The sequence below is a fragment of the Pedobacter sp. HMWF019 genome, assembly GCF_003061025.1.
In the GTDB taxonomy this organism is placed as follows: Bacteria; Bacteroidota; Bacteroidia; order Sphingobacteriales; family Sphingobacteriaceae; genus Pedobacter.
In genome coordinates this window covers 1-9715 of record NZ_QAIL01000291.1, presented here as the reverse complement: position 1 = coordinate 9715, position 9715 = coordinate 1, and the positions used below count along the sequence as shown (strand labels likewise).

10 protein-coding genes and 1 tRNA gene are annotated in these 9715 nt (G+C 38.4%); 7 read left to right on the top strand and 4 right to left on the bottom strand.

What is annotated here, in order from left to right:
• Positions 1 to 328: Hpt domain-containing protein (locus DBR11_RS16685; RefSeq protein ID WP_108553788.1), on the top strand; the 328-nt coding region annotated here is incomplete at its 5' end.
• A gap of 3 nt (positions 329 to 331) precedes the next feature.
• On the opposite strand, the gene pssA is transcribed toward DBR11_RS16685, so the two are convergent.
• Positions 332 to 1024, bottom strand: coding sequence for a CDP-diacylglycerol--serine O-phosphatidyltransferase (gene pssA, locus DBR11_RS16680; protein WP_108553787.1), 693 nt, complete (start codon positions 1022 to 1024; stop codon positions 332 to 334).
• 3 nt (positions 1025 to 1027) lie between these two features.
• Positions 1028 to 2722 carry a transcription termination factor Rho gene (gene rho, locus DBR11_RS16675; RefSeq protein WP_108553786.1) on the bottom strand — a complete coding sequence of 565 codons (1695 nt, stop codon included), beginning with the start codon at positions 2720 to 2722 and terminating at the stop codon, positions 1028 to 1030.
• 266 nt (positions 2723 to 2988) lie between these two features.
• On the opposite strand from rho, the gene pyrF reads away from it, so the two are divergent.
• The 6 genes from pyrF (at position 2989) to DBR11_RS16645 (ending at position 8534) form a co-directional block, all read left to right on the top strand.
• Entirely contained in the window at positions 2989 to 3819 is an 831-nt protein-coding gene (pyrF, locus tag DBR11_RS16670; RefSeq protein ID WP_108553785.1) for an orotidine-5'-phosphate decarboxylase, read from the top strand.
• A gap of 134 nt (positions 3820 to 3953) precedes the next feature.
• Entirely contained in the window at positions 3954 to 4175 is a 222-nt protein-coding gene (locus tag DBR11_RS16665) for a PspC domain-containing protein (RefSeq protein WP_108553784.1), read from the top strand.
• Between the two features lie 111 nt (positions 4176 to 4286).
• Complete coding sequence (locus tag DBR11_RS16660; RefSeq protein WP_108553783.1) at positions 4287 to 6863, top strand: DNA translocase FtsK; 2577 nt, start codon at positions 4287 to 4289, stop codon at positions 6861 to 6863.
• A gap of 36 nt (positions 6864 to 6899) precedes the next feature.
• A complete protein-coding gene (locus DBR11_RS16655) occupies positions 6900 to 7553 on the top strand; it encodes an outer membrane lipoprotein carrier protein LolA (RefSeq protein ID WP_108553782.1) in 654 nt (217 codons plus the stop codon).
• Positions 7553 to 8317, top strand: coding sequence for an MBL fold metallo-hydrolase (locus tag DBR11_RS16650; RefSeq protein ID WP_108553781.1), 765 nt, complete (start codon positions 7553 to 7555; stop codon positions 8315 to 8317). The genes DBR11_RS16655 and DBR11_RS16650 overlap by 1 nt, the downstream gene beginning before the upstream one ends.
• Positions 8318 to 8450: 133 nt before the next feature.
• Positions 8451 to 8534, top strand: a tRNA-Leu gene (locus DBR11_RS16645).
• 84 nt (positions 8535 to 8618) lie between these two features.
• Here DBR11_RS16645 and DBR11_RS16640 read toward each other — a convergent pair.
• Complete coding sequence (locus tag DBR11_RS16640) at positions 8619 to 9212, bottom strand: pentapeptide repeat-containing protein (protein WP_108553780.1); 594 nt, start codon at positions 9210 to 9212, stop codon at positions 8619 to 8621.
• A 4-nt stretch (positions 9213 to 9216) separates the two neighbouring features.
• Positions 9217 to 9715 (bottom strand): DinB family protein (locus DBR11_RS16635; RefSeq protein ID WP_108553779.1); only part of this gene is annotated, 499 nt, incomplete at its 5' end.

Here is a 9715-nt window from a genome sequence, read left to right as displayed (position 1 = left end):
GGATATGTCTGGAGACAGTGCTGAATTTATGATTGAAATGATCGATATGTTCAAGCAGCAAACGCCTATATATATGGCGGATTTGGAGCAAGCTGTGAGAGATGAGGATTGGACAAAAGCTTCTGGATTTGCACATAAGATTAAACCAACTTTTGTATATGTAGGCAGGGAAGATGCAAAAGACCACATGCAAATGATTGAACATTGTGCACGTGATCTGAAAGATGTAAACCAAATCCCTACTCTGTTTAATGAAGTAAACGAATTTGTTCAGCTTTTGTATAAGCAGCTTGATCAGGCCAGAGCTGAGCTGGAAAAAAGACTTTAATCTTTAATTTTCTGCGGATGAATTATTGCGTTTAAAATGTAGCATTGACGTGGCAATATATAGTACGAGTACAAACGGTATAGCTGCAAATTTCAAAAATGCAATAAGGACTGCTGAAATGATCAGGAACATAAATTTAATTTTATTACCTGCCCAATCCAGGGATCCAAATTTAAGAGAAAAAATTCGGATTTCACTTACCAGCAGGCCGCTCATGAGTAGGGTTAAACCCAAAAGCAGCAGTGTAGAATTGATCAGTGCAGGATAGTCTCTCTGAATAAAAGGGAGAGAAACGATAAACAAAGTATTCATTGGTGTATTTAAACCAATAAAATCTTCCGTTTGTCTGGTGTCTATATTGAATTTTGCTAACCTGAGTGCAGAAAAAATGGTGATGATAAAACCAAAGTAAGGCAAATACGGCGAGGAGTAGTCGCTCTGGGCCAAAAGCTGGAACATAACTACTCCCGGAAGAAAACCAAAACTCACCATATCAGCCAGTGAGTCCAGTTCCTTACCAATATTAGATTTTACATGCAGCAACCTCGCAGAAAATCCATCAAAGAAATCAAAAATCCCAGACATTAAGACTGCATAGGCTGTGATGTTAAAATCGCCCTTGAAAGCAAAAACAATCCCAATACATCCGGAAAGAAGATTCGCGCAGGTTAACGCATTAGGAATGTGTTTCTTCATTATCTAGCTGTTCATAGATATTAAAAACTCTTCATTAGATTTCGTACCCTTTATTTGTGCCTGTACAAATTCCATGGCTTCCTGAGAGTTCATGTCTGCCAGGTGGTTTCTTAAGATCCAAACACGCTGCAGGGTATCTCTGTCGTGTAACAGATCATCTCTTCTGGTGCTTGAAGCTGTAATATCAATTGCAGGGAATATACGTTTGTTGGATAATTTACGATCCAGCTGCAGTTCCATGTTACCTGTACCTTTGAATTCTTCAAAGATCACCTCATCCATTTTCGAACCAGTATCTGTTAAAGCTGTTGCAAGTATAGTTAAGGAACCACCCTTTTCTATGTTACGTGCTGCACCAAAGAAGCGTTTAGGTTTATGTAAAGCATTAGCATCCACACCACCAGAAAGAATTTTCCCAGAGGCAGGAGCGGTTGTATTGTATGCTCTGGCCAGACGGGTAATTGAATCCAGAAGGATAACAACGTCGTGACCACATTCGACCAGGCGTTTCGCTTTATCCAAAACAATGTTCGCTATTTTAACATGTCTTTCTGCAGGCTCATCAAAAGTAGAAGCAATTACCTCTGCTCTTACACTTCTGGCCATATCTGTAACCTCTTCCGGACGTTCATCAATTAAAAGAATGATAAGATAGACCTCAGGATGATTTTTGGCAATTGCATTAGCAACCTCTTTCAGTAAATTGGTTTTACCTGTTTTAGGTTGTGCCACGATTAAGCCACGCTGACCTTTACCAATTGGAGTAAACAGGTCTATAATACGTGTAGAGTAATTATTGGTCTCAGTAAACAGGTTTAATCTTTCTGTAGGAAATAATGGTGTCAGGTAATCAAAAGGAACACGGTCTCTTACATCTGCCGGTAAACGGCCATTGATGGTTTCTACTTTAACCAAAGGAAAATATTTCTCACCTTCTTTAGGAGGACGGATACTTCCGTTCACTGTATCTCCTGTTTTTAGTCCAAATAATTTGATCTGAGACTGGGATACGTAAATATCATCAGGCGAAGACAGGTAGTTGTAATCTGCAGATCTAAGGAAACCATAACCGTCAGGCATAATTTCAAGAACGCCCTCGTTGGTAATAGTATTGTCGAAGTCCAGGTTCGAGTAGCTGTTTTCGTTCTGTGGTTGTTTATTGTTATTTCCGTTATTGTTCCCGCTATTGCCATTGTTAGCATTTGGATTTTTAGGTCTGTTGTCAGGTTTGTTCCTCTTTTGATCCGGATTATTTTGTATAGGAGCAGAAGCAGGAGTTGGCGCTTCAGTTACTTTTTTATTTTCAACAGCCTGCACCACAGGTGAAGCGATTTTTGTAGTTAATTCCTCTGCAGGTACTTCAGGAAGGCTTTCCAGGGGCTCTGCAGAAGGACTGTCGAATAAAGTTGCCTTATTTGGAGCCGCAGTATCTTTCTCATCCTTCGCTGGAATGCGCGTACGTTTTCTTACAGGTTTATCACCAGTTGCCGCAGTTTTAGTTAATTTAGGCTTGGCAACTTTTTCCAGAACAGTTTCTGTTCCAGGTGAGAGTGTTGCAGTATCCTGATTCGTAATTTGAGCCATGATTTCTACCAGTTCGGCTTTACGTAACTCATCAGCATTTAGGATGCCCTGAGCTTTTGCCAGCTCACGCAATTCAGCAGTGAGTTTTTCATTTAATTCTGTTTTGTTAAACATTTATGTAGTATGTAGCGAATTTTTGTTAAAAGTAATTATCAACTGAGCAAAGCAAAAAATGCAAGAGTAAGTGTTATTTTGAAACAAAACGTTTGAGATTTTCTGGAATGGTCAGATAACTTTTAGAGAATTATGTTGCAATTGTATGTATTTGTAAATTAATCTCCAAGAAAAAAAGAAAAATCTTAAAAATAAATTACAAGAAAGTTTGAAAATCCCTTCTTGATACCTGTTTAAAATTAACATATTTGCACAAATTTTACCAGATGAACAAAACCCAGCTATTTGAAGAAATCCAGAAAAAACGGTCTTTTTTATGTGTAGGACTAGATACCGTACTTGAACAAGTTCCTGAACATCTGCTTAAGTATAAAGACCCGGTACTGGAATTTAACAAACAGATCATTGACGCAACAAAGGATCTTTGTGTGGCCTATAAACCTAACACTGCTTTTTACGAGGCCCGGGGTTTAAGAGGCTGGGAAAGTTTAATCGAAACATGGAAATACATCCCGAATAATATTTTTACTATTGCTGACGCAAAACGGGGAGATATTGGAAATACATCGGCGATGTATGCCGATGCTTTTTTTAATGCGGAGAAATCAGGAATGAGTTTTGATTCGATTACTGTTGCTCCTTATATGGGTAAAGATTCAGTTGGCCCTTTTCTGGAATACCAGGAGAAATGGGTGATCTTACTGGCTTTAACTTCAAATCCATCTCATAGTGACTTCCAGACGAAGCAAGTACCGGACGGTAAATTATATGAAGAAGTGATCCGGATTTCTTCACAATGGGCAAACGCCGAACAATTGATGTATGTAGTAGGTGCTACCCGGGGAAAGGAATTTGAAAATATAAGAAGACTTGCTCCGGATAACTTTTTACTGGTTCCGGGAGTAGGTGCTCAGGGTGGAAGTTTGTCGGATGTTTGTGAGTTCGGATTAAATTCCACCTGTGGACTACTCGTTAATTCCTCGCGTGGAATTATATATGCAGGTAAGGGTCTGGACTTTGCAGAAAAGGCAAGAGAGGAAGCAAAGAAACTTCAGCAGGAAATGGAGGATATTCTGGTTAAGGCCGGATTGGTATAAGCTGCTATAGTTTATAAAATATTCTGATTCAATACCGATTCCTGGTTTTTATACGTTTTTGATTAAATAATAGCACCCACAATCAAAAAAAATGTCTAAATTGTATGACCAGAATAAAAACTAAAGGAATTGACATGTTTCAGCGAGTGGTTACTTTTTTTGAAAAGCAAAGTTTTGGCGTATGTACCTACCTTGCCGATAAACTGAATATATCCATCAGCAAGATTAGATTGTTCTTTATCTACTCCTCTTTTCTGGCAGTAGGTTTTCCAATTATCTTTTATGTGCTTGCTGCCTTAGTGCTGGATGTAAGGCATTATATCAAAAAAATAAGACTCAGAATCTGGGATGTATAAAATCTCTAACAGATCAGTAATGTTTAAATATATCATAGATGTACTTGCAATCCTCAATACATACAATTTTTATATTTTATATTTGCTGGTGATTAATACGAATAAAGTAAAATGGCGCTAAGGGGAAACCAATTTAAATCTAATTCATTCAAGAACGAATCCGCGGAAAAACAAGGAGCAAGGTCGGCCAAACCGGAAAGGGAGCGATTTCAGACAAGAATGCCCAGCTTTGATTTTCATAATGAACGTGTCATTAAAATTCTGGGATTGTTTTTTGTAATCCTGTCTTTATATTTTCTTATCGCATTTACTTCCTACCTGTTCACATGGCAGGACGATTACAGTTATGTGATTGATGCGAATGGTGGATGGCACAATTTATTTAAAACTTTTGATGAGCTCAAGGCGATGAATGTAACCCCGGTTGTACAAAACTGGTTGGGTAAGTTTGGAGCATTATTGTCTCATCAGTTTATTTATGAGTGGTTTGGATTGGCTTCTTTCCTGTTTATTTTTGTGTTTTTTGTAATTGGATACCGCCTGCTGTTCAAAGTTCGGATTTTCCCAATGGAGAAAACTCTTGGCTACAGCTTGTTCTTCCTGCTGTTTACCTCTTTAACACTTGGCTTTGCACATTCCTTTATGGGAGAAGCTCCTCATTACATTGAAGGTGAGTTCGGTTATTGGACCAATAAATTACTGGTCGCTCAGATTGGTGTAGCCGGAGTAGGTGGTTTGGTTGCGTTTCTGGCCTTAACCATTCTTATCATTGCATATAATATTGATTTTAAACTGCCAGAACGGAAGAGGGATATTGTTCCTGAAGTTCCAGATCATGTTGAAATTGAAAATGAGATCAAATCTGAGCCTGTTGAATTTCCTGTAAGAGACCGCTTTCCAAATCAGCGAAAACAAGAACAAAATATTGTACAAAACCCAAACCGGTTTGAAGAAAGAAAGGCTGAGGAGCCAGAAGAAATTATTCCAGTAGCCTTGCCGGTATCTAATACCCCAATTGTACTTTCACCAAGCCCGTCTACACCACCTCCTTCCGCTATACAGCCCAATAAATTATTTGAAATGGAAGTGGTGGCAGAAGAGCCTAAAGCGGAGCCGGAGCTTACTATAGAAAAAACAGAAGAGGAGAAAAAATCTGAAGAATTGGTTGAACAGTTTGGTAACTATGATCCAACACTGGATCTGGCCAGCTATAAGTATCCACATCTGGATCTGCTGGAAAATTATGGTTCCAATAAGATCTCCGTTAATGCAGAAGAGCTGGAGGCAAATAAGAATAAGATTGTAGAAACACTGAACCATTATAATATTGAGATTGACAAGATCAAGGCAACCATTGGTCCAACGGTAACACTCTATGAAATTATACCAGCTCCCGGTGTAAGGATTTCGAAAATCAAAAATCTGGAGGATGACATCGCCTTAAGCCTTGCAGCCTTAGGTATACGTATTATTGCGCCCATGCCAGGGAAAGGAACTATTGGTATTGAAGTACCAAATATGCATCCTGAAATGGTTTCCATGAGAAGTATCCTCGCTACAGAAAAGTTCCAGCAAACTACAATGGACCTGCCGATAGCTATGGGAAAAACCATTTCTAATGAGGTATACATAGGGGATTTGTCTAAAATGCCACACTTACTTGTTGCCGGTGCTACTGGTCAGGGTAAATCTGTAGGGATCAATTCCATTCTGGTGTCTCTTTTATATAAAAAGCATCCATCACAGCTCAAGTTTGTACTGGTTGATCCTAAGAAAGTAGAGTTAACTCTGTTTAATAAGATAGAACGACACTTTCTGGCTAAACTTCCAGGTGAAGCTGATGCGATTATTACAGATACTAAAAAAGTAATTAATACGCTGAATTCCCTCTGTATCGAAATGGATCAGCGATATGACCTGTTGAAAGATGCACAGGTTAGAAACTTGAAAGAGTATAACGAGAAATTCATTAAACGTAAATTAAATCCAAACAACCTTCATAGATTCTTGCCATACATTGTACTGATTGTGGATGAGTTTGCGGATTTGATGATGACCGCTGGTAAAGAAGTAGAAACTCCTATTGCCAGATTGGCACAGCTTGCGAGAGCGGTAGGAATTCATCTGGTTCTGGCTACACAACGTCCATCAGTGAATATTATAACCGGTACTATTAAAGCCAACTTTCCCGCGAGGTTAGCCTTTAGGGTGCTTTCTAAAATTGACTCACGTACCATTCTGGATAGCGGGGGTGCAGATCAGCTGATTGGTAGAGGTGATATGCTTCTTTCAACTGGAAACGATCTGATCAGACTTCAATGTGCTTTTGTCGATACACCAGAGGTAGACCGTATTTCTGAGTTTATCGGTAATCAAAGAGGTTATCCCGAAGCATACCAATTGCCTGAATATGTAGACGAAGCTGCTGAAAATGCTAAAATGGATTTTGATGCTTCAGATCGGGACTCTATGTTTGAAGATGCTGCCAGATTAATTGTTATGCATCAGCAAGGTTCTACTTCTTTGATTCAACGGAAACTGAAACTTGGTTACAACCGGGCTGGCCGGATCATAGATCAGCTTGAAGCCGCTGGTGTGGTTGGGCCATTTGAAGGAAGTAAGGCCAGGGAAGTATTGATTCCTGATGAGTATGCTTTGGAACAATTCTTGAATAACTTAAACGATTAGTTCATCAGGTAGTTCAAAGCCTGTAAAAAATTTTTTATGAGAAAGATAACAATCCTGTTGTTCATGTTAATTGCGGGGATTTATACGCGCGGACAGGCACAACCAGAAGCCAAAGCTAAATCTATTTTAGCAGAAGTAAGCAAAAAATACAGATCCTATGATGTAGTAAAAGCGGAGTTTGTTTTTACGATAGATAATCCTGAAGCTAAAGTAAAAGAAAGTCAAAAAGGTATATTGTATGTTAAGGCCAATGCAAATAAATATAAGATGAGCATGGACGATAAAGACCTGATTAGTGATGGTAAAAGTCAATGGAGTTATCTTAAAGCAGATAAAGAAGTGCAGGTTTCTAATGTAGATAATAGCAGTGATGCATTGAATCCAGCTCATATTTTCACGATGTATGAAAAGGGATTTAAATCCATTTATACTGGTGAAAGTAAATCGGGAGGAAAGGTTTATCAAATGGTTGATCTGGCACCAAACGATATTAAAAAGCCCTATTTTAAGGTGAGGTTGAGTATAGATAAGATTGCTAAACAGATTTCTAATGTGGTGATTTTTGATAAGAACGGAAATAAGTATACTTATAACGTTAAATCTTTTATGCCCAATGTTAAAGTGCCTGAAAGCATTTTCATCTTTGATGCAAAAAAATATCCAGGTGTAGAGTTAGTTGATTTGAGGTAATGAAGGTAACGTTTTTAGGAACAGGTACCTCACAGGGAATTCCGGTCATCAGTTGTGGTTGTGAAGTTTGCCTTTCTGACGACTACAGGGATAAACGCCTCAGAACTTCTGTTCTTCTGCAAACAGAAGATAAAACTATTGTTATCGACAGTGGTCCTGATTTTCGTTATCAGATGCTCAGGGCCGGTGTTAAGGATCTTGATGCCATCATTTATACACATGAGCATAAGGATCATATTGCAGGTTTGGATGACATCAGACCCTTTAACTACTTGTTGAAAAAGAATATTGATATTTATTCAACAATCAGAGTAGAGCAGGCATTAAGAAGGGAATTTTCCTATATTTTTTCTGAAATCCAATATCCCGGGCTTCCACAGATCAATTTGCATGAAATTTCTGCTGATCGTTCTTTTTATATTGGAGAGACCCTTATCGAACCAATTGAAATTATGCATTATAAGCTTCCTATTTTAGGCTACAGGATCAATGATTTCACTTATATTACCGATGCCAAAACGATCTCTGAAAGTGCTGCAGAGAAAATCATGGGTACGAAGATTCTGGTGATTAATGCTTTGCAAATTGCAGATCACATTTCTCATTTTAACCTGGAGGAAGCGGTTACTTTTGCGAAAAAGATTAATGCAGAGGTAACTTACCTTACACATATCAGTCATAACCTCGGCCTGCACAATGAAGTGGAGAAGGTTCTTCCTGATAACATCAGGCTGGCTTATGACGGATTAACCTTATACCTGTAAATCGAAAATCAGTTATAAGGTTGAATATCTGTTAGGTATATAGTCTTCTGTGTATACCGAAACAAAATAAGTTGTAAAAGTTCAAATTATCATTATGAACTTTAGAGATTAAATCTATATTTGCACTAAATATACCCGGGTGGCGAAATTGGTAGACGCGCCAGCTTGAGGGGCTGGTGCTGGCAACGGCGTGGCAGTTCGAATCTGCTCTCGGGTACTAAAGCAGGATAAACAATTAAATGTTTATTCTGCTTTTTTATTTTTAAAGCCCGTCGTCTTTTTATACATATAACATACTTGATTAACCGTCATAATCAATGTCAAGGTTAAACTGATACAATAGTCCTGCAAGGTTTAACGCCGAAAATTTTGCCTGTTTAACCTTATTTACTGCAGGATCAAAACTGAAATTCCTTGCCGTACGAAAATCTACCTTTTCTAAAACAGAACGAACAAAACTCGCCCCGGAAAGATCGCAATTATGAAATACACTAGATGTTAGATCCGTTTCTTCAAAATCTGTTTCTTTGAGCGAACAATCTATGAATTTAGTTTTTTTGAGTTTGGTACCGAAAAAGGTGGAATAATCCAGGTGACTTTGTTCAAAAAGGAAGGAAAACAGAAACTTGTTACATTTCGAAAAATCAATGCCCAATATTTTACAACCGATAAAAGTAGCGTCTTTAAAGCCTGTACCTACCACAGTGGTTAAAGAAAAATTACATTGTTTGAACTGACAATCCATAAAGTCATTGTAACTTAAATCACTTTTAGAAAAGTTGCAGCCAATAAATTCACAATTTAAGAATTCACGGTTTTGTAAATTCTTTTCTGTATAGTCAATTTGAGTAAATGTTTTTCCCTGGTGGATAATTGTTTCGTTTGAGTCGTTCATAATTTTAATCAGGTGCGACCATTCCAAATTCCGACCATTCTTCCCTCGATGGACCATAAATGCCTTGAACAGGTAAACCTAATATCCGCATAATTACGGTCATTTGTCCGCGGTGATGCGTTTGGTGTGCAATCAGTACCCTTAATATTTTTCCTTTCTCCCATTGTTCTCCGTACATTTCAACCTGGTCTGACAATGCTGAGTCTGTGTATTTTGAGCGAATGGCTTTAACCATCAGGTTTGCATATTGTGTATAGATATCTGTCAAAGATGATGCATGATCAGGCGTTTGAACATGTTCCAGCTCATCAGATGTAAATAGGCCAGCACGGTGTCCCATTTCAGTAATAGTCTGAGTTAGGTGCCAGGCTAAACGCTCCAGTGAACGAACATCAGGATGAACCTTTTCTTTGAGGGTATTATCTGTAATGGAGGAAAAAATTTTAGCAGTTCCTTCCGCTTCTACTGTCCAGTCCTTGATGAAATCTTCAATGCTTCTATAC